Here is a 26,921-nt window from a genome sequence, read left to right on the forward strand (position 1 = left end):
CTTGCTATATACCTAAATACTTGCCTGGATTAAGAAGATGATCCGGATCGAACTGATCTTTGATGGCGCGCATCAACTGGAAAGTACGTGAGGGGATATCAAACGCCGGGATATCAACCTCCGCATCAATTTGAACTGCCGACACCGTAAGTCCCGGATAGCCAGAACGAGTCCGAATCCTGTTGACCGCATCTGATACGGCTCTCGCAGAGCCTTGTAGTGCAATCCAATGCGAACCCACCGCGTCCGAGACCGATGAGATCTCAATTCCAGAGAACGAATCCTGAAGGCCATCTCCAAATTCACAAACCTGGGACGGAAGTGTTGCAACTCGCAGTACCGTTGCACTCGACCTGAACAATGACTCTCGGGCTGCCCCTACCGGACCAGAATCCTCTTGAGCAGAAAGGCCCTCCTCCGCCACCATACTTCTGAGAATCGCCACCTGACCTGCTTCAGCGTGGGCAGTCAGAGCAATGCTGAGTCGAAACTGTCTCTCAATACAGGAGATCTGCAGTGCCTGGCTCAGAAGGTGGCTTGCACGAATCTTCGCCAGCAGCGGTGCAAGCGTGGAAGCTCGAGGAGCATCTACCGTAAATGCCTGCACACATTTTGGTAGAGAATGCAATCGGAAGCTCGCCTCCGTGATAACTGCCAACGTTCCTAAGCTTCCCGTCAACAGCTTTGGAAGGTCATACCCAGCGACATTTTTGACGACTTTGCCGCCTGTCCTGACGATAGACCCGTCTGCCAGCACCAGAGTCATCCCGATCACGAGATCCCGGAGACTGCCATACCTTTGCCGCAGCGAGCCACAGTCATTCGTAGCAAGGATGCCCCCGACGGTGGCGCGATCCTGAAAAAGAGGATCCATTGCGATGAACTGGCCGTGCAATGCAAGTGAGCGCTGAAGACTGGACCATGTGCACCCCGCTTGGACCGTGCAGGTGAGATCCTGCCATGGATGTTCGACAAGCCGGTTCAGACGAGCCAGCGAAAGATATATCTGCGGCGTGGCTCCCCTTCCCCACTGTTGTTTCGTGCCACCTCCGAGCGGGCAGATGTTGAGGTGATGTGCCTTCGCAAAAACGAGAACACTCGCCACCTCTTCGGCACTCTGTGGAGTCGCCACAACCCTCTCGCCTTCATGGCCAGTCAAGGTGTAAAGCATCCGACCCAATTGGTTTTGAGCCTCCTGCCTCCAGCTCATTGAAGAGAGTGGCATCAAAACACCTCGGCGATTCCGCTGGCCTCTATAGGATGCGGTGCATATGCCCCACGCGATCTTTCGCCGCATAGCCTTGGCGTCGGGAAAATCTTATCGGGATTCGCAAGATTAAGGGGGTCGAACGCACGACGCACGCGTTGCATCGTCTCAAGATCTGGATCGCTGAACATGTAACTCATGCTGCATTGCTTTTCTCGCCCAACCCCATGTTCGCCCGTGATGGATCCTCCAGCCTCCACGCATACGTCCAGAATGCGAAGAGAAAGTTGAATCGCCTTTTCCTCTTCTCCCGGATGATCACGGTCGTACAGCACAATCGGATGAAGATTGCCATCGCCGGCATGAAATACATTCGTAACTCTCAGATGCGCTTCCGCCGCCATTGCGTTCAGCTTTTCCAGCACTGCGGGGAGCGAAGTACGCGGGATCACCCCATCCTGCACGATATAGTTCGGCGAGAGCCTACCCGCTGCGGCGAATGCTGCCTTGCGACCCTTCCAAACGAGAAAGCGTGACTCTTCATCCACGGCCAGTCTTGTCTCCCACGCTCCATTAGTCCTGCAGATCTCGACGACGGATGTCATCTGCAGGTTTACCTCTGCTTCAGGTCCATCCAGTTCAATCAGCAGTAGAGCCTCGCACGATGGATAGTTAGGATGGACCGACATCTCGGCAGCCTCGATCGAGAGGCGATCCATGATCTCCATAGCGGCCGGGAGTTGACCGCTTGCAATTACTTCTGAAACGGACTGGGCAGCTGCCGAAATCGTATCGAACGCCGCCAAAATCACCTGGACGGTCTCAGGCTTTCTCATAATCCGCAGCGTTGCTTCGGTGGCGATTCCAAGCGTTCCTTCGCTCCCGATAAACACTCCGGCCAGGTCGTATCCCGGTGTGTCGATCGTCTTACCACCAAGAGTGACGAGATCTCCATTCGGCAGAACCACTGTCATCTCGAGGATGTGTGTCACGGTAAATCCATACTTCAGACAGTGCGCTCCGCCAGCATTCTCCGCGATATTGCCTCCAATCGAGCAGACCGTCTGTGAACTGGGATCAGGAGCATAGAAGTAGCCGTAAGGAGATACCGCGGCAGTCACCGCTGCATTGATGACTCCGGGTTGAACCGTAATCTGCTGATTGGGAATATCGATATTCAGGATGCGATTCATTCGCGACATTCCTATAACGATGCAGTCTTCTGAAGGCAGTGCTCCTCCCGAAAGTCCTGTTCCGGCGCCGCGCCCCACAAACGGAATCCGCTCACGATGACACAGTCGTAATATCGCCTGGACCTGCTCAGTGGATTCAGGAAGCAGTACAGCTCGAGGCGGCGTGCGAAACGCCGTAAGACCATCGCACTCGTAGGTCTGCAGTTGATTCGCCGCGGTAATGAGGCCCTTCGCCCCGACGATGGCTTGCAGTTCGGAGAGGATGGTGGGTGAAAGGGATGAAGGCATAGGCTGATCTCTACGAACCGTTTTGCTGAAGACGCCCTAGTAATCTAGGCAGAGACTTCCGTTTGCAGGACTCTGTCGTACGCAGGTAGGGTGAGGAAGTCTACGAACCTCTCGCTGCCGATCAGATCTCTCATAAGAGAGGCCGCCTGCTCATAGGCAGCGAATCGCTCCTCATCAACCACGGGTTTGACAGCAGTGAGCTCCTCATCGATGAACTGATCACAGAGTTCCTTCGTGATCCTGCGGCCGTCACTTAAACTTGCATTGTGGTGGACCCACTGCCAGAGCTGTGCCCGGCTGATCTCCGCAGTTGCCGCATCCTCCATCAGGTTGAAGAGTGGAACACAGCCAATGCCCCGCAACCACGCCTCGACATATCCCAGACCAACTGCCACATTCTGACGAAGGCCGGCCTCTGTGATCTCGCCTTGTGGGACTTCCAGCAGATCAGCGGCCGTGACCGTAAAGTCCGGGAGCTTCTTATCAATCTGGTTGGGCTGCGGCATCACACGATTGAAAACCTCCAGCGCAACAGGAACCAGGCCCGGATGCGCTACCCACGTGCCGTCGTGTCCATCCACCGCCTCACGCTCTTTGTCTGCCCGAACCTGCGCCAACGCCTTTTCATTTGCCACCGGGTCGGACTTGATCGGGATGAAAGCCGACATTCCGCCCATCGCATGGATCTCGCGATTGTGGCAGGTCTTGATACATAGCTTGGAGTAGCTCCGCATAAAATGCGTCGTCATCGTAACTTGAGAACGATCCGGCAAGACAATCGAATGATCAGCGGAGAGCTTCTTGATGAAGGAGAAGATATAGTCCCATCGACCGCAATTGAGACCGGCGGAGTGGTCGCGTAGCTCGTAAAGAATCTCGTCCATCTCAAAGGTTGCGAGGATCGTCTCAATCAGGCAGGTCGCACGAATGCTCCCTTGCGGGATTCCGAGCGCATCTTGTGCTTCAACGAAGATGTCGTTCCACAGGCGTGCCTCCAGGTGGGACTCCATCTTCGGAAGGTAGAAATAGGGTCCGCTTCCCCGCGAAAGCAGCTCCTTCGCGTTATGGAAGAAATACAGCCCGAAGTCAAAAATCGAAGCCGACATCGGCTCGCCATCCACCAATACATGCTGTTCGAGCATGTGCCAGCCCCGTGCCCGAATAAAAAGGACGGCAGTCTTCTCATTCAGCTCATAGCTCTTCCCTGTCTTCGGATCCTGGAAACGAATCGTGCGGCGAATCGCATCTCTGAGATTCATCTGCCCTTCCAGCAGATTGCGCCAAAGCGGGGTCGAAGAATCTTCGAAATCTGCCATGAACACATAAGCGCCGGAGTTCAGAGCGTTGATGATCATCTTGCGGTCGACCGGCCCCGTAATCTCAACCCGCCGGTCCTGAAGATCCGCGGGAATAGAAGCGCAGCGCCAGCTCCCGTCGCGAATGTGTTTTGTTTCGGGAAGGAAGTCAGGCTTCTCTCCCGCGTCGAGCCGCGCCTGGCGAGCGATGCGAGCAGACAACAGCTCCTTACGCCTCGCACCATATTTGCGCTGCAGATTCACGAGGAAGGCAATCGCATCGGAAGAGAGGATATCTGAGAACTCAGGGGACATAGGAGCCACGATTTCGACTCCGGACGGCAAATTAGACACGATCGAACTCCCACACTGCACGAGATTGCATTGTCCACACTCTTTGCACGCCCCAGTCAACCCTGCCATCCAGGCCAAGTGATGGCGGATGATCGGCGAGCAAGGCAAATCAACTCGAAGATCCCTGCTGGTCGTACTGACATACCAATTCCCGACCCGCACGACCCCGAATGAAAGACAACTATATGGAAGTCAGGATGGTCCTGTCCACCGATGCGTTTGCAGAGCTCCAGCGGCGAACACGACCATCAGACGCGAATAGACATCGCGTGATGAAAGATGTTGTTTGGGTCGTATCGCCGTTTCACGTTCTGCAGAAACGGGTAGAGGTCGCCAGGTCCGTAGTACAGGTGATGCCAGAAGGAATACTGCAGCATATCTACATCGGGATAGTTGATATAGCAGCCTTCATATTGATCGCTCCAATACGGAGTGCCCGCATACTTCTGCCCTTTCTGTGAGATCGAATACAGCTCTGTATAGAAGTCCCTCATCCACTCGATATGCGCCTGGTCCTGCGCAGGATCGGTCCAGGTTCCAATGAACTGTAGCTTCATGACTGAATCCCGCTGCGGAGCCGAAGTCTCCTCGAGCATCTGTTTCCGATTGGCTGCTCCGCCGAAGGAGTCAGCCAGAACGGTGGTTCCTGACAGATCGACGCCTTCTATCTTTCGTGTCAGATGCTTGTAAAAACAGCGGCTCTCTTCGGGGCTGAAGCCTCTTTTCATAAAGGCGGATTTGTACTTGTGTCGGCGGTCCATCGGAGGTCCGCCTGAGCGCCCCCCTCCTCCTTGGGAGTCGATCCACGCCATCTTGTTGAGTGTGTGCTTGGCCAGGCACATGTTCGTTCCTGGATGTGCCGGTTCGGGATGATGTTCTGCCATTGCGGGATGCGTGGAGAGCTCCGCAACCGGCTTGCATTCATCGAACATCGTCAGAAACTCCTCCACGACCCGCGTGTCCTTTACCGTTCCGTCGGGGTTGGTGAAGGTGACGGACATGCCTAGGTGCCCTGAGCTCTGATGGGAGAGATTGAAGATGGAGAAGAGTCCCCATGTCTCCGGGTCCCGACCGCGAGTCTCCCAGTAGTTGCTGAAGAGATAGAGAATGCGCGTGAAGCGCTCCTCGGTCATACCGTCCCAGCTGAAGTTGACGCTTCCCCTGAGAACCTCGGTGGGAGCCTTGGGCAGGGTGTCGAAGTAGAAGTTGGTGATGACGCCGAAGTTCCCGCCGCCCGCCCCGCGACAGGCTCGCAGGAGATCGGAGTTCTGCTGCTTGTCGGCCCGTAGAACCTGCGCCTTTCCCGCGTGGTCGACGGTAACGATATCGACCGCACTGACCCAGTCCGGGGTGATTCCGTGCAGGCGCGAGAGCAGACCGTAGCCGCCGCCCGAGATGTGGCCTCCCGCTCCGACCGGGGGACAGGTGCCTCCCGGGATGGTCACCAGGTCGCGTTTGTAGAGGTCGGGGTAAGCCTGTCCGAGCCTGGTCCCTGCACCGAGCCGGTACTTGGGTGACCTGGGGAGCGGGGCTGTTCCGACCAGCAGGCTGAGGTCGATGATCGCTCCGCCAGGATTGTTATCTACGAAATCCTCGTAGCAGTGACCACCGGAGCGAACGGTGGGTCGCAGCCCGGCATGTACAAAGCGCTCCAAAGCCTCGGCGACATCTTCCGTGGAGTCGCAGAGAGCGATTTTGCTGGCACGCTCCTCCGGCTTGCCCGGGAAGCGGGCGTTCTGCCCGTGACTCAGCCGTTCAAAACGGACATCTTCAGCCAACACCATCTCAATAGACATTTACAGGAATTTCCTCTGGAGGCACGATACCAGCAGCCATCACCTGTCGTGATGAGGCATTCGCCCTACCGTTCCCGCTTCGAGATCCTGCGTACCGCGTCTCTGGCACTGTGTGCGGCTCCAGAGGGGATCTTCCCTGCCCTACCCCCCGCACCGAATTTGTGCAAAGTCTTCGATCGATGGTACTTAGCTTGGGACTTCGTGTTTTTGGCGAGTACACGCTGCGCTTTGCCATGGACAGGGTGAGAACTGTCCCTACAGTTAAGTCTACCGATTCCATCCGATCAAAAGCGCATCTTCTAAGTCATGGCTGGACCTGGGTTTAAGTCAAAGGGCTACTTGACAGAGTTTAGAGAGCCGGGTGACAAGGAAATAATGACGCTCGCCAGGCGCCTGCCGTAGAGGCTCAGGATTGGCTCCCGAGTTGCGAGTTTGGGACTATCGGCCGCGGATGAGAGGATGCCCGGATGTCGCTCCCGGGCTTCCCTGCTTAGTTCTCGAAGTGCAGGTAGCCCCAGCGCTCCGGAACGTGCATGTTGACCACTCCCTGCGGTGACCAGACCCAGTTATCTTCTTTGGGTTGACCAGTCTTCCATTCGACGCGACTGAAGTTGATGCGCCAGTCAGTTCCGACATGAGGTGGAGGAACCGGTTGCCGGGAGAGGAAGGCTGTCCAAGGGATGGCGATCTCGACGGTCCACCCCTTGTCGGTGTCGTCAGGGTGGTTCAATGAGCCATGGATTGCGACGGCGGTCTTCAGGCCTTCCAGCTCGAAGCTGTTGTCGGCGTGACCTCCGAACCGGTAGGGCTTATTGAGGTATAGGTCCCACCCGGTATTGAGGGCGTTCATCTCGAACTCGAAGTAGCCCTCCTGTTCCGCGACAGGCTTGAGGAAGACCTCAAAATCGTTGTCACGGAAGATCACCGCATCGTGCCTGGTGATGGATGCTTTCACATCGGGCTCCTCCAGCTCTGCGGCAATATATAGATAACGGTCATCCCATAGCATCCGGGCGCGGGTGCGGAAGCGCGGTGTGGGTTTTCGAGATCCCTCAATATCCACAAAATCGTCTGTCCAGACGCTGTCTTTCCACTCTGCCTCGTTAATCTTTCCGTCGATCTCAACGGGGTTTGATGCGCGATGGACACTATAGGACCGGGGCTGCGCAACTGGTGGAGGCAGAGGCGCCGGTTGAGCAGAGGGAGTGAGCGACTGGCCAAGAAGCGGAGCAGCAGCAAGGGAAGCAAAGAGAGCGGTGCAAACAATCCGCCAGAGAGAGGGCACGAATCACTCCTGAGTTGAACTTTAGGGTCGGGCTCAAGTCTATAGGAGTTGAATTTCGGCACCACTTGCTCTTTTTATGGAAGCCAGAAGAAGAGAGCTATTTCACAGGACAAGGCCGCCTCAGCGCGAGACACTTTCAGGAGATCTCACTGACACTATGCAGCGGTAACCGTGAGCTAGAATGCTTGGCATGCCGCATCGGTATAAAGTGTCGCGCTCTGCCCATTCGAGAGACTTCTATCAAGGAAGATGCCGGGCTGGGAGGCGAGTTGCTCTATCTCGAACAGCAACGACTGCACTCTATCTTGCGGCGATGATCCTGAGCTTCCTTCCCTTGCATGCACAGGATCAGGTTGCCGCCAGTGCCTCGGAGAAGATGAGGACCGGAGACTTCGCGGGCGCTGAACAGCTGTGGCGACAGCTTGCGAAGACGCACCCAAATGATGCGGTGGTGCATGGAAACTTGGGGGTCGCGCTGGCGCAGCAGGGCAAGCTTCCGATGGCGGTGGCGGAGTATCGGCAATCGCTGGAGATAAAGCCCGAACAGCCGGATGTGGAGGCGAATCTCGGCATTGCCGAGTTCAAGCAAGGTCATTTTCAGAATGCCATTGTCGCACTGAAAAGAGTTGAGAAGGCGAGACCCGGGGATCCGCGCAGCACGATCCTTATCGGCATGAGCTACTTCGGTCTGCGAGAGTACGCGAATGCGAGCCAGTTTCTCACGAAAGCAGTTCAGAGCTCCCCCTCGAACCTCGAGCTGAGAAATGTACTGGCGCAAAGCTGTCTATGGAGCCACCAGTATGACTGTGCCCTGACACAGTTCCAAAGTATTCTGGCGGTCAACCCCGAGGCCGTCCAGGCGCATATGCTGCTGGCGCAGGCACTCGATGGAATGGGCAAGACAGATGAAGCGACGAAAGAGCTCGAGGAGACGGCTCGCACATCGCCCAAGGAACCTGTACTTCACTTCGAGCTTGGCTTTCTCTATTACAAACAGGGCGACTACGACAGGGCGTCCTCCGAACTGCGCGCGGAGATTGCAAACAACCCGGGGTATGCACAGTCGTATCTCTATCTGGGCGACATTGCCCTGCGCACAAACGATGACACGTCGGCCCAGGAACTGTTGCAAAAGGCGCTGCAGCTTCAACCGGGCAGCCGTCTGGCGCATTTCGATCTCGGCTGCATTTACGTCAATCAGAAGCGCAACGAGGACGCTGTCGAGGCGTTTCAACGTGCTATCCAGCTTGATCCTTCTCAGCCGGACGCTCACTACAGACTTGCGCGAGTCTATTCGGCGATGGGCCAGAAAGAAAAGGCAGCGCAGGAGCTTGCCAAGACCAAGGAGCTGCACAAGAAGACTGACGATACTTTGATCGAAAAGATCTCTGGCGGTCAAACTTCTCAGTAGATTGCGTTATAACTTGTCATCTCCTTCTCAGGCTGGAACGAATGAACGAAGTTGAAGGCAGCAAGGTTTCCCGTCGTAGTTTTCTCTGGATGACTGCCGCATCGACCGTCAGTCTTGCCCAGGGAGTGTCGACCAGAAACGTGAAGCCGGTCCCGCGAGGAAAGCCTTCAGGCCTGCCGTTTAACGCGCACTTCACCGACATTGCAGCAGAGGCAGGGCTGACGTTTCCGGTGATCTACGGAGGACAGCATCATAAGAGCTACATCCTGGAGACGGTCGGCTGCGGAGTTGCTTTTCTGGACTTCGATAACGATGGCTGGCTGGACATCTTTGTTCTATCCGGGATTCGCATGGACGAGATGGTTCCTGATTCCAGCAATCGGCTTTACAAGAACAATCGCGATGGCACCTTTACCGACGTGACGGAGAAGGCTGGCTTACGGCGTCAAGGGTGGGCCAGCGGAGTGACTGTTGGGGACTACAACAACGACGGATTCGAAGACATCTTTATCTCGTACTACGGGCAGAATGTTCTCTATCGCAACAACAGAAACGGCACTTTTACGGATGTAACCAGGGAAGCGGGACTGCTCTACGAGGGCGCTGCCCGCTGGGGCTCCGGCTGCACCTTCATCGACTTCGACCGCGATGGTCATCTGGACCTGTTTGTCGCGAGCTACGTTGATCTACACATGGATAAGGTGCCGAAACCCGGAGCCAATCCGTACTGCAACTTCAAAGGAGTAGCCGTCAACTGCGGGCCTCGAGGTTTGCAGATGCCTCGCAACCATCTCTATCGCAACCAGGGGGATGGAACGTTTCGTGACGTGTCGGAGCAGACCGGAATCTCCAAGGCGGAACGTACCTACTCCATGACGACCGTAGCGGCTGACCTGAACGGAGATGGCTGGACGGATCTGTACGTGGCCTCCGACTCGACGCCGAGCTTACTTCTGATCAACAAGAGAGATTCAACCTTTGCCGAGGAGGGCGCGGAACGCGGCGTTGCCTTTAGCGCAGATGGAGCCGAACAGGCCGGGATGGGTGTGGCTGTGGGCGACTATAACCTCGATGGAAGGCTTGACCTCTTCAAGACTCACTTTTCGGACGACACCAATGTGCTGTACAAGAATGATGGCGAAGGAAACTTTACGGATGTTACGCTGGCCAGTGGCTTTGGCGTAGAGACACGTTATACCTGCTGGGGAACCGGCTTCGCGGATTTCGATAACAACGGCTGGCCTGACCTTGCTATCGTGACCGGGTCGGTTTATCCGGAGGTGGAGAGAGCGTTTCCGAGCTATCCGTTGAAGACACCGAGGTTCATCTTCAGGAATCTGGGAAATGGCAAGTTCGAAGAACTTATCGAAGAGGCGGGCTCGGGAATCGCGGCTGCTCACTGCAGTCGTGGATGTGCCTTCGGAGACTTCGATAACGATGGCGATGTGGATATGGTGGTGGTCAATCTCAACGAGCCACCTTCCCTGCTTCGAAACGATGTGACGAATGATCTTCGATGGCTGAAGGTTTTGTTGATTGGAACAAGGTCGAATCGAAGCGCAATAGGATCGCGTGTGATTGCGAGATACGGCGGCAAAGTTCAGGCCCAGGCAGTGATGGCACAATCGAGCTTTTATTCAGTTAATGATCGCCGTCTCCATTTTGGCGTGGGAGAGAACACTCACGTCGACCTGGAGATCCACTGGACTAATGGGTTGATTGAGCGGTTCAGCGGTATCGAAACGAACCAGCTGGTCACGGTGACAGAGGCCAAAGGGATAGTGAAGGCAGCGTTGCCTTCACGTAACAGATAATTCAGGGGCGCATGTCTAATGCATGGCGCCCCTGGGTTTGTGACTAAGCGCAAGCCCCTTAGAAGGAGAGCTTGGCTCCGAGTTGAAGAGTTCTTGGATCGTAGGTTGAGGTTACCTGCCCGAAGTTCGCATCGTTCGATGCCGAATCGATACCGTTGAACTGAGTGTGGTTGAAGGTGTTGAAGGTTTCGAGCCTCATCTGAAGCTTTACCGCTTCGGTGAAGGAGAACGATTTAAACAATGCCATGTTGAAGTTGAAGAGCCCTGGCAATATCACTGCATCTTTTCCGGCGTTGCCAAATCCTTGATTGGGCCCACCGTTCCAGGGTGCAGTCGGGTTTCCGAATGCGCTCTTGTCGAACCACGCGAGACGGGTCTTCGGGTATCTCACGGATGTGAGTTGGTTGGGCCGGTTGGTAGTACCGCCGCCTAGGCCCAGCGTATCAACTCCGGTGTACCGCAGGGGTTGTGGAGAGCCTGCCTGGACCACGGTGATGCCGGAGAGCTCCCAGCCACCCAGCACGGAACGTTGGAATCCATTGCCGCTATTGAGGAAAAACGGAAATTGATAAATGTAGTTCGCGTTGAAGATATGACGTCTGTCGAAGGTTCCTGAGCCTCGGTCATATTCCTGGTTGAAGGGATTGGAGAGTGCACCGAGATCGTTCGCTACGATATCGATCTCGTGAGAATAGGTGTAAGCCAGCTGGAAGGTGAGGCCATGCTTGTTTTCCATTCGTAAGCCGGCCTGGAAGGAGTGATAGTTAGAGTTGGTCTGATTTTCTTCCTGAGTGATGGAGCTGAATCCAGGGAAGATTCGATACTGATTTGCATTGAGTCTGCCCGCGGCCACGCCCTGGCGCAGATCATATGGGTTTGCGGGATTGTTCGGGTTTGTGAGCGGAAGCGTATTGATCGAACGATTGTCGCTCTGGCTCCAACCGAGGGAGCCTACATACTGCACAACCGCGATTACGGATGAGGCCACCTGACGCTGGACGCCCAGGCTGAACTGCGCTGTTCCGGGCGGCGTGTAGCCATACTGCAGGGTGGTGAGTGTGGAGGGGAAGGCCTGGCTGGTTACTGCTCCAGTGAGAGCGCTCTGATTTGGATTTGAGAAGTAGACGTTGGTTGCTGAAGGTTGGTAGGCGAAGGGTGGATTCAGAGCAGCGTTGTAGACGTCGTTGCCCTGGACACGCTCGAAGAACATACCGAATCCACCGCGAATCACGGTGTTGCCTGCTCCCGGAAGAGTGTAGGCAAATCCAAGTCGCGGTTGGAATGTGTGGTATTGGTTTTGAACGTTGCCTCGCGGGAAGCCTCCGACACCAGCTTCGCGGATTCCGTTGAGATAGAAAGGCCTTCCCTGGAAGTTGGTGAGAGAGGCGGGATTCAGAGTTCCATCCGAATTCAAAGGATAAGGAAGAGTACGGTCGTACAGATTGGGTACGAAGTTCGAAAACTGATCGTAGCGCTCGAATGCGTGAGGCATGCCGTCGAATCTGAGACCCAGGTTGAGGGTAAGTCGCGGAATAACGCGCCAGTTGTCGTTCACATAGAAGCCGTAGTTGTTGTTTACCCAATGCTTGCCTGCGAGGTACTCCAGCTGCGTGAAGGTGGCAGCATCGCCGAGCAGGAAGTTGATATACGAGTCTCCAGAGAAGGAGCTGTTGTTGAATACTGCTGTACCTTGCGTATTGGCCTGCAGTTCCTGGTTCTTGACGGCATGCAGCCATGAGAAGCCGAACTTGAGCTGATGCAGCCCCTTGTTCCAGGAGAGATCATCGCGTACTTCGTAACCCATGTAGGAGTTCTTCCAGGGGAAGTAGCTGGAACTCCAGGTGGTGTTGTAGGGGCCTCCCAACTGGATCTCGGGAAGGCGGCTGCCGAAGTTGTTTTCAGGCGGGAAGAAGGTCGTCGCATTCCAGCCGGTTGGTTGAGTGGAGACTCCAACTGGATCGAGGTGAATGGTATTGCCGCTGTAGAGAAAGGCTGTCTCATTCAGAAGGTTCGGAGAAAGCGTTTGCGTCAACTTGATGGTTGAAGACCATGAAGGGTTGAGCATCGCGGTTCCTACCGTTGGGTACGAGCTGTTGCCCCAGAGCGGCGGATAGTAGGTCTGATCCACCTGATCGTGCAGGTAGTGGCCCATCAGCTGCAGCTTGGTATTGATCGCATGGTCGATACGAACGACGTCTTCCCGCACGTTAGTAGGCTGCGGGATCGAAGAGATGTATTGACTGTTGCCGAAGTTAGGACGAGGAAATGTACCGGCATTCAGCTCACGTACGGCATTCTGATCGATCAACTCTCGCGGGATCACATTGCTGGGAAACGGCTGCCCGGGTGTCAGCCCTCGTGCCGCATAGATTGCCAGTTTCGCGGGATCGCTTGTGACTGGGACTGTGGGGACGGTTCCGTTCGATGGGACCTGATACGTCAGGTCCTGGCCGGGCTGCGCGAAATTGGCGGAGGCGATCGTATTCACGGTTGCAGGAGCGCTTCCCTGCACCAGTTTCCTCCACTCCTCATTGACGAAGAAGAAGGTGCGGTTGCGCGCATTGTTGTAAAGATGCGGAATCCACAGGGGACCGCCGATGTTTCCACCGAAGGTGTTCAAACGAAACTTCGGTCGAGGCTGACCAGCGAGATTCGTGAAATAGTGGTTGGCATCGTAGGCTTCGTTTCTATTGAACTCCCATAGAGCTCCGTGGAACTTGCTGGTGCCGGATCGGAGAACCATGAGGATGGTTCCACCGGAACCAAGACCGTAGTCAGGACTGTAGTTGCTATCGAGTGTCTGGAATTGGGCGAGTGCATCGACGGACGGCAGCGAGCTAAAGCAACCACCGCAACCCCGGTCATTCAACTCTCCGCCATCCAGCAGATAGATATTATGAGTGACCCTGGTTCCATTGAAGCTTATGCCGTTCGCAGACGTCAGAGCATTGACACCACCGAAGGCCGGGAGGTTGTTGGAGACTCCCATTCCGAGAGCAGCCAGCGAGACCACGTTGCGGCCGTTCGTCGCCAACTGTGAGACCTGCTCGCCGCTGATCAGATTGCTTACTTCACTGGTCTCTGATTGCAGTTGCAGCGCGTCCGCTTCGACGGTCACCGTCTGGGTCTCACTTCCAACAGTGAGTTGAAAGTCCTGCTTGATGGTCTGGGCCGTGTTCACAATGATGTCGGTCTTGGTGTACTTCTGAAATCCCTTGGCCACTACGTCCAGAGTGAAGTGACCGATACCCACATTGGCAAAGAGGTAGATGCCTGAGCTATTGGTGACCGCACCTCTCGTTTGTCCGGTGGCGGGATTTGTAAGCGTGATTTCCGCATTCGCAATCAACGCGCCGGAAGAGTCGATGACGGTTCCGGTAATTGTGGCGTTTTCCTGCGCGATCAAATATGGCGTGAACAGGACAAGACTTAACAACGCGATGGATAAATGTAAGATTCGACGCACGGTGTCACCCTCCAGAACGAGCTGCAGTGTTTACAAAGGCATTTCGCTCCAGCGATGGAAGCGAAGTCGGCGATATCGGGAAAACGTTTTCTTTCGTTCAAGACCAGAAGACAGACCTGCAAACGAAATGACGCCTGCTGCTTCTTGTGAGCAGCCTCTTTATTCCATGGGCCGTAAAAAGCCAGGACATTCGCGGCAACGGAAGCGATGTCCTTTGAAGCCGCCGAAGATTACTGAAAGCTTTACGGAGTTGTCAAGATATTTGTCCGGAAATATATTGCTTTTAGATTGAATAACTTAAGCTGGAAAAAGCTTCCTGCGTGTAGCTATTTGCAGTTCCCCATCCATGGGAAAGCAGAAGCTAAGGTGCGCTCAGAAGAGCGAACAATTCTCCGATAAGACTCTGAAGAATATGCGCTTATCGAGAAGGGAGTTGACGAGTGAGAAACGGACCAGCTAACTTACCTCGAGTTCTGCAAAAACGTTTACCCGAAGGGAAAAGTTGCCTATGCGCGGAGGATTGTCGCTTTTGAGATCGCATTTTCGGGTCATGCAGGGGCTATTTCGGAAGCATCATCTTCAGTACATTGCAGTCGCGCTCGCCCTTGGTCTTTGCGGAATAAGCCACGCTCAACCGGATCGAGCAGCCTCTATCTCAATTCAGCTGGACTCTCCTTCACACAAGGTGAGCCCGATGCTCTATGGATTGATGACGGAAGAGATCAACTACTCCTACGACGGCGGGCTGTACGCCGAGATGGTTCGGAATCGCACCTTCAGCGGACGTTCGCATTCCCAACCGGCTCATTGGTTCCTCGTCGAGCGGGGGAACAGCAGCGGGAGGATGGCGCTCGATGACGCCACGGGTCCAAGTGATGCGCTTCGCAATAGTCTGCTGATCGAGGCGACGAAAGCAGATGCCGACAACCCGGTGGGAGTCTATAACGAGGGCTATTGGGGAATGGCTCTTCGCCCCAACACGACTTATCGGGCGTCCTTCTACGCAAAGACTGACAAAGATGACATGGGAGGCGTCTCGCTGGCTCTGGTAAGCAATGACTCAGGAAAGGTAGTTGCATCCACGAAGAGCGAGTCCCTCTCTTCCGCCTGGAAGAGATACGAGGTTACGTTGAAGACGGGCCAGCTGGAGGCTAACGCCAACAACCATCTTGTTCTTACCGTCTCGCACCCCGGCCAGGTGTGGTTGAGCCTTGTCTCGCTGTTTCCACCCACTTATAAGAATCGCGAGAACGGAAACAGGCCTGACCTCATGGAAAAGATGGCGGCCATGAAGCCGAATTTCCTTCGCCTGCCCGGAGGAAACTACCTGGAGGGTGATGAGATTCAGGATCGCTTTGACTGGAAGACGACGATTGGCCCGCTTGTCGATCGTCCGACCCACCCCAGTCCGTGGCGGTACCAGTCTACAGATGGAATGGGACTTCTGGAGTTCCTCGAGTGGACGGAAGACCTGAACATGGAGCCGGTGCTTGCAGTGTATGCAGGCTACTCACTCAAAGGCGCCCACATCAACGCCGGCCCCTTCCTGCAACCGTTCGTGCAGGATGCTCTTGACGAGATCGAGTTTGTAAGCGGCGGAACGGACACACTATGGGGGGCGAAGCGAGCGCAGTTGGGGCATCCCAAGCCGTTCCCTCTTCACTATGTTGAGATTGGAAATGAGGACTGGTTTGACCGGTCCGGAAGCTACGAAGCCCGGTTCGATCAATTCAATAAGGCCATCAAAGCGAAGTATCCGCAGTTGCAGACGATCGCCACGATGCCGCTCAAGAATACAAAGCCAGACATGCAGGATGACCACTACTATCTGCGCGCCGTTGAGAGCTATAAGATGGCGAGCAAGTACGACTCCGTCGATCGTAATGGTCCCAAGATCTTTGTTGGTGAATGGGCAACCCGGGAAGGCTCCCCCACTCCCAACCTCAATTCGGCGCTTGGCGATGCGGCACTGATGACGGGCTTCGAGCGAAACAGCGATCTCATCCTGATGGCTTCGTATGCTCCGCTCTTCGTCAATGTTGAGCCGGGTGGGATGCAATGGGAGAGCGACCTGATCGGCTATGACGCCATGTTAAGTTATGGATCCCCTTCCTATTACGCTCAGGTACTCTTCGCTAAATATCTTGGTGATACCGTGCCGAAGTCAACCGCGACGGAACTTCCCAACAGGTTCTTCTATTCGGCGACCGTCAGCCAGGCTCAAGGCAAGGTATATCTAAAGCTGGTGAATGGTAACTCGGAGCCCAGGACAGTGAGCGTGCATCTGGATGGAGCAAAGAGCCTGAAGGCAGAGGCTATCGTCGAGACTCTTGGAGGAAACAATCCAGCCGAGACAAACACGATCAGAGAACCACAGAGAATCGTTCCGGTGAAGACATCACTGAAAGGCGTGAAGGAGACCTTTGAGCATACGGTCCCGGCTTACTCGATCCAGGTGATCGAACTCTCGACCCAGTGAAGAGGCCGTGGAAGCTCTACGATCTACTCCTCGCAGGTCTCGCCGGTTTGAGCCCTGCGAGGCTGCCTTTCGGGATTGCAGTGGATTGACGCACGACCAGCCTCGTGGCGACGACTTGATAGGCAGCTTTCGCCAGAACATCATCCTTCAAGTTCGCAATCAACGTCCTGACGGCGCTAACGGCAATCTCTCTGCCCGACATGCGAACGGTCGTGAGCGGCGGGAGCATATAGCGTGCGATGCCGATATCATCAAAGCCCACTAAGGAAACATCCTGCGGAATACTGAGCCCAAGCCGTGCAGCGGCATGCATGGCTCCGATGGCAGTCATGTCGTTGGAGCAGACGATCGCTGTGGGGGGATTGGGAAGTGTGAGGAGGTGTTCGGCTCCGCTCGATCCTCCTTCGTTGGTGTAATCACCGACATACACATACTCGGCGGGAAGCGTCAGGCCGATCGTCTTCAGAGCTGAGCGAAACGCTTTCTCCCGCTCGTTGGCTGAATGAAGGCCACGCGGTCCTGAGATGAATCCAATTCTCCGATGGCCAAGCACCGCGAGATGTTGCACCGCTTCGTAGATTCCGTTCTGGTAGTCGATGCGGATGGCGGAGAATCCTTTTTGCGCCGGTGCTATGTCGATGAACACCATAGGAATTTTTTTCGAGGCAAGCCGCTCGAGGAGCGGCTCTTCGATACCGAAGGTCATTACAGCAACACCGTCGACTTTTCGCTCCAGCATGCGCTGGACACAGATTTCCATGCTGCGAAGATCGTAGTTTGTCGAGCCGATGAGCGTCTCATACCCCGCAGCAACGGCTTCTTCTTCGAATCCCTGAATCAGTTCCGGGAAGAAGGGATTTGTGATGTCGGAGATGATGACTCCAAACAGTCTGCTGCGGCCACTGACCAGTGCGCGAGCCTGATTGTTGGGGATATATCCGAGTTTTCGAATCGCGTCCCAAACGCGCTTCGCGAGAGCGGGATCTACATTGGGTACGCTGTTAATTACCCTTGATACGGTCGCGACCGAAACTTTGGCGGCGGCAGCTACTGTACGAATATCTGTGCGTCGGTCTGGCTGTCCGACAGATCGCGTGGCGGTCGCCTTCTTCATAAAGAACCCTTTGGCTTCTTCAAGCTTCCTCTATATTGCACCTGAGACTCGCATGTCCATGATAATCATGCCGATCCTGCGGCCTCCCTCGTCTCAGTGTCTCCGATCCTGGGTATCGGAGGTTTGGGTTCCGTTGGCTCGTACTCAACAGGCGCTCAGCACCTCCCCAGCCAAATGATTAAAATTGCTAATGAAAATGGCAACGGATGGCGGTTCATTTTGCACCTCATAGACTGAGGTGTTTTATGGCTGCACATGCAGGAGAAACTGCACAGGAGACTGGCGATTTCCATTGCCAGAGTTGCAATGCGGTTGTTCACGTAACCAAAGGGCACAAGATCCCGGCTTGTCCGAACGGACACAAGACGTTCGATACCAGAACTGGTGAGCCAGGAAACAAGCACAGTTAGGCGGATTCCAAAGGAACAGCTCCTCTGTAAAAAGGAGCGCATATGCGCACGCTCTGGCTCGTGACATCCTCAGACGACAGAACTCACACAGCTTCCGGGTTGCTACTGTCAGATCGGACGAGGAGGTGGCCACCGGTGCTTGCGCTTTACAATGGTGACTACTGCTTCCCCGCTCGGAATGTCGTAGAAGCGATAGGTGCCGGTGGAATCGGACCAGGTGTAGAAGACCTGGCCGGCGACCACGAGCTGTACCTCGGTATTGGGCAGGGGTTTGCCAGTTACATCGTGAATGACCCCGGTGATGGGAGGTTCGGCATCGGAGAGCACAAACATGAAGGTACTGAAGATCGTGTCCCAGTAAACTCGCAGGTAAGTGTCAGCCTGATAACCGGCGGCCGGCGCGGTGATGGTGGCGGTAGCAGATTGGTCTTCTTCAAACGAGTTGTTGGTGACCGCCGTATCAGTACTGGTAAGTGAAAGATTGCCCTTCAGGGCGGCCATGAGGGCGCCAAATGTCAGCGAACCGCTCAGACTTCCAGTGATTGTCCACGAGGTTTCGACAGAGCTCTCATTGGCATTGTTGACGCTGTAGCTGAAGGGATAGCTCTGCGTGGGAGCTTGCCCCTCCGAACCAGCGGGTTGGTAGTAGGCCTGTATGCCGGTCGAGATGTAGCGTTGCGTATCGATCGGTGCGGGACCGTAGGCGAAGGGGTTGAGCGCGAGGAGCTGCTTGTAGTCAGCAGGGGTGAGGCCGGCAGCATCGCAGCGGCTTTTTACGCTGGGCTCCGCTTGAGCGAAGAGGTCCAGGTTCTTGAGCCAATCCATCTGAAGCCAGACGACGCCTTGATTCGGGCCAGCGAAGTCGAGGTTCCAGTTCATATTGAATTTGGGATCGAGGATGACGCTGTAGCTGGGGCGAAGGAGCAGAAAGATAAGGTCGAGGTCATGATTGATCCCGTCGGTACTGGGACCAACGATCGTAATGCTTGAGCTCTGGGTCTTTTTAACGTCAAGGCTGGCTTTGGTGGTATTCGTCCCCGAGCGAGAATAGCCAAGATCGAAGTTGCCGATTGCGGAGGAACCCTGGCCGGAATCACCTCCCATCTTGCCGCCACCGGAGGAGGTCTGGGGTCCGGTTAGTGAGGCTGTTAGGCCCCACCCCTCGTTGACGGAGTGGCTGTAGGAGAGGCTGGTACCGGCGGTGCTCCCGCTTGAGTACTCAATCTGCGAGGCGCCCGCACCAGTGCTGCTGCCGGGCGGCGAGTAGGCAAGCAGAAGGACAACATAAGGAATGGGCACATCGCCAGCCACAGGCTGGTTGGAGGGCTCGGCAGCAAAGACGGGAGAGGCCGTTTTGTAGTTGGCCAGGTGGACCCCGTGGTTGCCGTCGGTGTCGGTGCGCCAAAGTGCGTCATCGATACCCTGGAAAAAGAGGCAGTTCTGGTCCGGGTCGAAGACGGGCGAGGATTTGCACTTCCATCCGGAGAGTTTCCGGCCTCCGTTGCCGGCCAAGTCGGTCTTCCAGAGCGCATCGTCGGTGCCGCGGAAATAGACCGATGTGTCGCTGGCGCACGGTGTGGAGCTGCATTTGTATCCGCCGCCCAAGTTCAATCCATTGGCACCGTCGAGATCAGTGCGCCACACTTTATCGTCAGTGCCGCGGAAGAATAAGAAGTGAGGAGTGGCGAAGGGGCTGGAGCTGGTCTGGAAGCCCGAGCCGATGTGGACGAGGTTGGTTCCATCGATGTTTATGCGCCAGAGAGCGTCGTCGGTGCCCTGGAAAAAGACATACTGACCGAGGACATAGGGTGTGGATTTGCAGGTATTTCCTCCAAGGCTGATCAGGGTTTCGCCGACAAGGCTCCATCGCCAGAGCTTATCGTCGGTGCCCTGAAAGTAAACTCCAGTAGCGGCGACAAAGGGAGCTGATGCGCAGGTGTTATTGCCGAGCACAACCGAGCCGGAGCCGTCCAGATTAACCGCCCAGAGCTTGTCATCGGTCCCTTGGAAATAGATGGCCTTGCCGTAGGCGAAGGGGCTGGATTTGCATTGGAATCCATGAACTTTCGCGGGGTTCTGGCCATTGGGACCCATCTGCCAGAGGGTGTTGTCGGTTCCCTGAAAATAGATCATGACGCGCTCCTTTCGATAACTGCAGGAGCCCAAAGAGCAAGCTGTTTCCGAGATGCTGGGAGGAATATGGTCGAGTAAGTCAGCCCAAAATAGAAAGTGTCCCGGGAGCCCAGGATGAGAAAGCTGTTCGCCGCCTCCGACCGACCTCCTCTCGGAGGAAAGGACTAGAAATAGATCAATATGCGAGTAAAAGTCAACAAAATCTCGATGAGCAAGGTTCGGGGGATCAGGGATTCGTCCGGCTCGGAAGATGAACGTCATCAACCACTCGACCGCCTGGAATGTTTTGGCGTGCTTCGGTCAAGTCCACTAGAATCAAAGCCTAGAGAGGCACTTTGTGTTGAACCCTGCAGCTCAGGGTAATAAGTGTTTTTTGTTGAAGGGAAAAGGCCATTCATATGAGTGCGTTTCAGCAAATACTGAGGTCAAACGAAGATTCGATTTTGACCTCGTGGCTTAAGGGGATGTCGTCGAGCACACGGCGGAGTGATCTGATCGACGATGCTGATCTTAAGCAGCAGGTTAAGGAGTTCCTCCGGCTATTTACCGAGGCAGCTCAGATCAGTTCTGACATCCAGTCTGCAGCTTACGTATCCGTTCGGGAATTTTTGAAGCAGATAGCGAAGTCGCGCATGGACCGCGGGTTTAGCCCAGCCGACACGGCGATGTTTATTCTTTCGCTGAAGGAACCTGTATTTGTAGCTCTTAAGGACACACTGAAGGGCAATCCGTCCGAGCTGGTGACTGAAATATGGTCGAGCGGAGATCTGCTGGACAAGCTCGCCATGTTGACTGTGGACACTGCCATCGGCTTTCGCGAACAGACGATCAGCAGGCAGCAGGAAGAGATGCTCGAGCTTTCGACACCGGTCGTGAAGCTGTGGGACGGCATCGTCGCTCTTCCCCTTATCGGCACACTGGACAGCGCCAGAACACAAGTCGTTATGGAGTCTCTGCTGACCGCGATTGTGGAGACGAATAGCCAGGTTGCGATCATCGACATAACGGGCGTGCCAACTGTCGACACGCTAGTGGCACAGCATCTGATTAAGACGATCACAGCGGCCCGACTCATGGGCGCAGAGTGCTTCCTGAGCGGGATTCGGCCAGCGATCGCGCAGACCATCGTCCATCTAGGTATCGACCTGGCCGACATCCAGACAAAGGCGAAGCTCTCTGATGCCTTCTCTATAGCTCTCAGGATCCTGGGTAAGTCCGTGGTCTCCGCCAGAACCGCTCAAGCATCGTCGAAGATCAAGGAAGAGTAGACATGGACAGAATACCCATCCTCAAAGTGGGCGATTGTCTGCTCGTAACCATCCAGGTCGACATGCATGACGAATTGGCGATGTCCCTGCAAGAGGACCTTACGTCGCAGATCGCAAAGCACGCATCCCGGGGAGTGCTGATCGATATCTCCTCCCTGGAGGTCGTTGACTCCTTCATCGGTCGCATGCTGGCCAACATCGCCGCCATGTCTCGTGTTCTGGATGCGCAGACGGTCCTTACCGGTATGCAGCCTGCCGTCGCCATCACGCTGGTTGAACTGGGAATGTCTCTCCCGGGAATCAAGACGGCGCTCAACGTTGAACGCGGCATGGAACTTTTGAGGGAATTTACTCAGCAGAATGTGGGCCTAGAAGATAGCGATGGCTCTGAAGACTGAGACTTTTCCCATTGCTACGTCGGATGACGTCGTCCGTGTTCGTCAGGTTACACGCATCTGGTCAACGGAACTGAAGTTCAGCCTTGTCGACCAGACCAAGTTTGTTACCGCGACCAGCGAACTTGCACGAAACACCCTTGAGCATGGGGGTGGCGGCACAATGACGGCTGAGATTATTGAGAACGGAACGAGACGAGGACTCAGGCTCACATTCCGCGACGAGGGACCAGGTATCTCCGACATTAACCTGGCACTTCGAGACGGTTACACCACTGGCGGTGGGATGGGTCTGGGACTGAGCGGAAGCAAGCGGTTGGTAAACGAATTCGATATCAAGAGCGAGCCGGGACGAGGAACTGTCGTAACGATTGTTCGCTGGAAATAGTGGCATTTTGCGACATACGCACAAATCCATAGCGATCATGGATCGCAGTTCAATCGGTGAGGTCCGTCGCGCTGCTGTCGGTGTCGCGCAGGCTCTCAGATTCGATGAAGAGAGCCGCAGCAATGTCGGGATCGTGGCGACGGAACTCGCAACCAATATCCTGCTTCACGCTGAGACTGGTGAGTTTCTGGTCTGTCCGAGCCAGGATCAGAATGGAATACGCCTGGACATGCTCGCTCTGGATTCCGGTCCGGGCATCGGCGATATCGGTCGTGCGATGGAGGATGGGTTCTCGACCGTTGGAACAGCGGGGCAAGGTTTGGGGGCCATCAAGCGCCTATCGCACGCATCGGGGCTTTACTCAAATACAACGCAAGGCACGGTATGCTGGAGTCGCTTCCAGACCGGCGATTCTCCGGTCGCCGGCGTGGTTAACCTCCCGCTTGGAGAAGAACCTGTTGCAGGAGACTCGTACTTCACCGATACCAACCCTGCACGTGCTATGTACATGATGGTGGATGGACTTGGCCATGGGATTGGTGCAGCGGAAGCTGCTGATGAGGCAGTACTGACGGTAAAAACCCATTTCAACCAATCTGCTGCCGAAATCGTTACCCGTACACACGAAGCATTAAAGAAGACCCGAGGAGCCGCGATGGCCATCGCCATTGTGGATTTGCAAAGACAGATCCTCAGCTACGCGGGCATCGGGAACATTAGCGCATCTCTGTTATCTGGAGCTTCATCGCGGAGCCTGGTCTCGCAGAATGGAACGTTGGGCGCTGTTATGCCCCGCAACGTTCAGGAATTCACGTACCCTGTCGATCCTGACACGATGCTCATCATGTTTTCCGACGGACTGACATCGAAGGCTTCTCCCGTGGCTTACACCGGATTTCACAACCGGCCTGCGATGCTCCTTGCTGGATTGATGTATCGAGATTTCAGCCGTCGACGGGATGATGCTTCTGTTCTCGTCACGCGTTTAGGGGGAAGCCGGCTTTGAAACATTTCCTCCACAGCATGTCTCTGGCGGATGAGCGTGGCGTCGTCAATGCCCGTCAACGTGCGCGCACGATTGCTGGCGCTCTTGGATTTGATCATCACGATCAGATCAGATTAGCTACCGCGGTCTCCGAGATTGCGAGGAATGCATTCCGCTATGCCCGGGATGGAGCAGTATCCTTCAGCGTCGACCCGGAAACGCGCATCTTCTGGATTGCGGTAACCGATCACGGATCAGGGATCCCACATCTGGATGTAGTGATGGCAGGATCTTACCGTTCTACCACCGGCATGGGAATGGGTCTCCTGGGAACCAAGCGACTGATGGATGAATTCTCAATCGAGTCGACAAAACTTGGAACTTCCGTTGAGTTTGGCAAGCAGTTGCCGGCGCATAGCCCAGCCCTGATGGATTCCGGACGACAGGACATAATCGCAGAGATCTCGCGGCAGCATCCTGCAACTCCAATCGACGAGCTTCAGACACAGAACCGGGAGCTACTCCGGACGCTGGATGAGCTGCGCGAACGCAAGGAAGAGCTCGTTCGAATCAACTCTGAGCTTCAGGATACAAATCGTGGCGTAGTCGCTCTGTACGCGGAGCTGGACGAACGGGCTGACTATCTTCGCAGAGCGTCCGAGTTGAAGACAAATTTCCTTTCGAACATGTCTCATGAGTTTCGGACACCTCTGAATTCCATGCTGGCGCTGACGCAGATGTTGCTTGACCGTATGGACGGCGAACTCACAGAGGAGCAAGAGCAGCAGGTCCAGTTCATCAGGCGATCCGCAAAGGAGCTGTCCGACATGGTGGACGACCTTCTGGATATCGCAAAAGTCGAGGCGGGCAGGCTGGATGTAAAGCCTAACTCGTTCAGCATACCTGCTCTCTTTGGAGCCTTGCGAGGCATGCTAAAGCCATTGCTTGCAGAGAGCCGGATCCAATTAATTTTTACAGCTTCAGAGACATTGCCTCAGCTGTTTACCGATGAGCAGAAGGTATCTCAGGTACTACGGAACTTTATATCGAATGCCATCAAGTTTACCCCAGAGGGGACGGTAACAATCTCGGCGGAGGTGGATGGAAGTGTTGTGATATTTTCCGTCGCCGACACTGGAATCGGAATATCGGAGAGCGATCAAAGGATGGTGTTCGAAGAGTTTTCGCAGGTCGAGAGCAGCATGCAGAAACGGGTCAAGGGTACTGGGCTGGGACTGCCTCTCTCTCGGAAGCTCGCGGAGCTTCTCGGCGGAACCGTCGAGGTTGAGAGCTCAGTAGGAGTGGGTTCGACGTTCCGGCTTAGGGTCCCTATGATCTACGATCAGACGCTCTTCACCCAGACCTCGATCGCACCGCTTCCGGCTTCCGATAAAAAACTTGTCTTGATTGTCGAAGACAACGAGGAAACGTCCTTCGTCTATTCACGTTATCTTACGGCAGCGGGATTTCAGTCGCAGCGAGCGTCATCCATCGAGACTGCTCGTAACCTACTGACGAGTTTACGGCCTGCCGCAATCATTCTTGATCTGCAGCTCGGGACGAACCTGACCTGGGACTTCCTGGTTGAGGTTAAGTCACGGGCTAATCCAACTCCTGTCCTGGTCATGAGCATAAGCGAGGATCGGCACAGAATCTTCAGCTCCGGAGCGGATGCATATCTTAGCAAGCCTTTCGATCCAGCGGAGATGGTTGAAAAGGTGCGGCAACTCACAGCGACCACGAATCGGCAGCGCATCCTGATGATCGACGACAATGAGGTCTCACGATACCTGCTACGCGGCTATATCGATGAATCCATCTTCGAGATCTTTGAGGCCGTCAATGGACGGGATGGTCTTCGGCTTGCCGAGCATGTTCAGCCCGATCTGATTTTCCTGGACTTTTATATGCCAGATCTGGACGGCATGGATGTGCTCAAGAGCATCAGACGCATTGAAAGCTTGTCAGATACTCCAGTTGTGCTCCACTCGACGAAAAATCTCGATGACAGCGAAACCGCGTTTATTCGCGAGCAGTCGACCATCATCTTCACCAAACAATCGCTGAGCCTCCCAGATCCCGCCGACCGTGTCAGGCGCCTGATTGCTTCGTTGCTATCACCTCGAGTTGGCGAGGTGGAGAGCGATGTCTGAACCAACGCTCCCATTGCGCGCCCTGGTCATTGATGATCAGGACGCCACTCGGTACATCTTCCGGAGAATCCTCACAAGGGCCGGTTTCTCGATCGATGAGGCGTCAACTGGGAGCGAAGGACTGCATAAGGCAACGAACCTCCCGGACATTATCATCTCGGACGTCAACCTTCCCGACATGCTGGGCTATGAGGTAGTGCGGCGCCTCAAGCAGAATCCGCTGACCGCCAGCATTCCAGTCCTTCAAATCTCGGCTGCATTCACCTCGAGCGAGAGCAAGGTTCAAGGCCTCGAAGGAGGAGCGGACTCCTACCTCACACAACCAGTTGAGCCAACCGTTCTGATTGCCCAGGTAAACGCGCTGCTTCGGATGCGGAGGGCCGAGTCGCTATCTCACCTTTCCGCTCTTCAGTGGCAAACCACCTTCGACGCATTGAGCGATGGGTTAGCTCTGGCAGATGCTAACGGCATGGTGGTCCGAGCGAATGCGGCGTTTATGCATTTGCTCGACTTCGGTCACCACGAGATTGATGGCCGCTCTCTTGCAGATGTATTCAATTCACGCTTTGAATTAAGCTTCCATGAGTTTTTCCGGCGAGCGCGGCATGGCCACGCAGTTGAGTTGTCTGCTAACCGGCACTGGTTTCGCGTTCGCTATGACAACATCAAGACAGATCTGGATCAGATCAACGGATCGATCCTGATCCTGGCAGATATCACCGATCACAAGAAGCTGGAAGAGACCCTCAAACTCAGTGAACGTCTTGCAGCGACCGGTCGCCTTGCGCACATCATCGCCCATGAGATTAATAATCCGCTTGAAGCCATGTCAAACCTGCTGTATCTGGCTGGCCAAAAGAGTACCGAACGTGGGGATATAGACAACTATGTGGCGCAGGCGTCCGGCGAACTGGAACGGATCAGTACGATCACCAAGCAGATCCTTGCGTATCATCGGGAATCTTCCGTTCCAACTCTGGTTCCCGCCGGCAATATTCTCGAGAGTGTCCTTGCGATGCTCAACGCCCATATCGCGGCACGCGGCGTGCGGCTTAGGACCCAGATCTCATGCTTCCAAGAAATCCTGGTACACCCTGGTGAGCTTCGGCAGGTCTTTAACAATGTGATTACGAACGCGCTGGACGCCGCCGTCGCACCCAAAGGCCAACTTCTTGTTCGATGCATCAATTCCAAAAGTTACAAGACCGGCAGACACGGTGTACGGTTTATCTTCAGCGATTCAGGTGCCGGTATTCCAGAAGAGGTATTGCCGCGAATCTTTGAAGCTTTTTTCACCACGAAAGATTCGAAAGGTTCGGGTATTGGGCTCTGGCTTAGTGGTGAAGTGATCGCGAAACACGATGGGCTGGTCCGGATCCGTACTCGCACCCAAGGACAATACCAGGGAACCACCTTCGACCTCTTCATCCCGTACCCGCGATAGGTGGCAACCGCACTTGCTCGAATTCGGCATCTGCCATTTCGTG

General features: G+C 55.1%; 17 protein-coding genes. 9 read left to right on the forward strand and 8 right to left on the reverse strand.

What is annotated here, in order from left to right:
* Positions 1-4: 4 nt before the first annotated feature.
* From JAO29_RS08985 to JAO29_RS09005, 5 genes are all read right to left on the reverse strand, one after another.
* Positions 5-1,225, reverse strand: a complete 1,221-nt coding sequence (locus JAO29_RS08985; RefSeq protein WP_334267867.1) for an FAD-binding oxidoreductase — start codon at positions 1,223-1,225, stop codon at positions 5-7.
* On the reverse strand, positions 1,225-2,688 hold the full coding sequence (locus tag JAO29_RS08990; protein ID WP_334267868.1) for an FAD-linked oxidase C-terminal domain-containing protein: 1,464 nt from the start codon (positions 2,686-2,688) through the stop codon (positions 1,225-1,227). The genes JAO29_RS08985 and JAO29_RS08990 overlap by 1 nt, the downstream gene beginning before the upstream one ends.
* Before the next feature lie 44 nt (positions 2,689-2,732).
* Positions 2,733-4,337 (reverse strand): malate synthase A, encoded by a 1,605-nt coding sequence (gene aceB, locus JAO29_RS08995; protein ID WP_334267869.1) that lies wholly within the window; start codon positions 4,335-4,337, stop codon positions 2,733-2,735.
* A 248-nt stretch (positions 4,338-4,585) separates the two neighbouring features.
* The gene (locus JAO29_RS09000; protein WP_334267870.1) at positions 4,586-6,133 is read right to left on the reverse strand and encodes an FAD-dependent oxidoreductase; all 1,548 of its coding nucleotides are present in this window, start codon (positions 6,131-6,133) and stop codon (positions 4,586-4,588) included.
* A 490-nt stretch (positions 6,134-6,623) separates the two neighbouring features.
* Entirely contained in the window at positions 6,624-7,418 is a 795-nt protein-coding gene (locus tag JAO29_RS09005) for a carbohydrate-binding family 9-like protein (protein WP_334267871.1), read from the reverse strand.
* Between the two features lie 376 nt (positions 7,419-7,794).
* On the opposite strand from JAO29_RS09005, the gene JAO29_RS09010 reads away from it, so the two are divergent.
* Both JAO29_RS09010 and JAO29_RS09015 read left to right on the forward strand, forming a co-directional pair.
* Positions 7,795-8,829, forward strand: coding sequence for a tetratricopeptide repeat protein (locus JAO29_RS09010; protein WP_334267872.1), 1,035 nt, complete (start codon positions 7,795-7,797; stop codon positions 8,827-8,829).
* 41 nt (positions 8,830-8,870) lie between these two features.
* Entirely contained in the window at positions 8,871-10,643 is a 1,773-nt protein-coding gene (locus JAO29_RS09015; protein ID WP_334267873.1) for a CRTAC1 family protein, read from the forward strand.
* Between the two features lie 58 nt (positions 10,644-10,701).
* Here the strand turns inward: JAO29_RS09015 and JAO29_RS09020 are convergent, their stop codons facing one another.
* Positions 10,702-14,109, reverse strand: coding sequence for a carboxypeptidase-like regulatory domain-containing protein (locus tag JAO29_RS09020; protein ID WP_334267874.1), 3,408 nt, complete (start codon positions 14,107-14,109; stop codon positions 10,702-10,704).
* A gap of 529 nt (positions 14,110-14,638) precedes the next feature.
* On the opposite strand from JAO29_RS09020, the gene JAO29_RS09025 reads away from it, so the two are divergent.
* The gene (locus JAO29_RS09025; protein ID WP_334267875.1) at positions 14,639-16,588 is read left to right on the forward strand and encodes an alpha-L-arabinofuranosidase C-terminal domain-containing protein; all 1,950 of its coding nucleotides are present in this window, start codon (positions 14,639-14,641) and stop codon (positions 16,586-16,588) included.
* Positions 16,589-16,604: 16 nt separating this feature from the next.
* On the opposite strand, the gene JAO29_RS09030 is transcribed toward JAO29_RS09025, so the two are convergent.
* Together JAO29_RS09030 and JAO29_RS09035 are read right to left on the reverse strand one after the other, a co-directional pair.
* Entirely contained in the window at positions 16,605-17,702 is a 1,098-nt protein-coding gene (locus JAO29_RS09030; protein ID WP_334267876.1) for a LacI family DNA-binding transcriptional regulator, read from the reverse strand.
* Positions 17,703-18,220: 518 nt separating this feature from the next.
* Positions 18,221-20,245, reverse strand: coding sequence for a DUF5050 domain-containing protein (locus JAO29_RS09035; protein WP_334267877.1), 2,025 nt, complete (start codon positions 20,243-20,245; stop codon positions 18,221-18,223).
* Between the two features lie 398 nt (positions 20,246-20,643).
* Here JAO29_RS09035 and JAO29_RS09040 point away from each other — a divergent pair, with 398 nt between their 5' ends.
* The 6 genes from JAO29_RS09040 to JAO29_RS09065 are packed head-to-tail and all read left to right on the forward strand — an operon-like array spanning position 20,644 to position 26,878.
* Positions 20,644-21,513: an STAS domain-containing protein gene (locus JAO29_RS09040; protein WP_334267878.1), complete on the forward strand. Its 870-nt coding sequence runs from the start codon at positions 20,644-20,646 to the stop codon at positions 21,511-21,513.
* A gap of 2 nt (positions 21,514-21,515) precedes the next feature.
* Complete coding sequence (locus JAO29_RS09045) at positions 21,516-21,911, forward strand: STAS domain-containing protein (protein ID WP_334267879.1); 396 nt, start codon at positions 21,516-21,518, stop codon at positions 21,909-21,911.
* Positions 21,895-22,296: an anti-sigma regulatory factor gene (locus tag JAO29_RS09050; protein WP_334267880.1), complete on the forward strand. Its 402-nt coding sequence runs from the start codon at positions 21,895-21,897 to the stop codon at positions 22,294-22,296. The genes JAO29_RS09045 and JAO29_RS09050 overlap by 17 nt, the downstream gene beginning before the upstream one ends.
* 37 nt (positions 22,297-22,333) lie before the next feature.
* The gene (locus JAO29_RS09055) at positions 22,334-23,302 is read left to right on the forward strand and encodes a SpoIIE family protein phosphatase (protein WP_334267881.1); all 969 of its coding nucleotides are present in this window, start codon (positions 22,334-22,336) and stop codon (positions 23,300-23,302) included.
* On the forward strand, positions 23,299-25,434 hold the full coding sequence (locus JAO29_RS09060; protein ID WP_334267882.1) for an ATP-binding protein: 2,136 nt from the start codon (positions 23,299-23,301) through the stop codon (positions 25,432-25,434). Before JAO29_RS09055 ends, JAO29_RS09060 begins: the two co-directional genes overlap by 4 nt.
* A complete protein-coding gene (locus tag JAO29_RS09065; RefSeq protein ID WP_334267883.1) occupies positions 25,427-26,878 on the forward strand; it encodes an ATP-binding response regulator in 1,452 nt (483 codons plus the stop codon). Before JAO29_RS09060 ends, JAO29_RS09065 begins: the two co-directional genes overlap by 8 nt.
* The last annotated feature ends 43 nt before the right edge of the window (positions 26,879-26,921 follow it).

Source organism: Edaphobacter sp. HDX4 (assembly GCF_036877565.1).
Taxonomy (GTDB): Bacteria; Acidobacteriota; Terriglobia; order Terriglobales; family Acidobacteriaceae; genus Edaphobacter.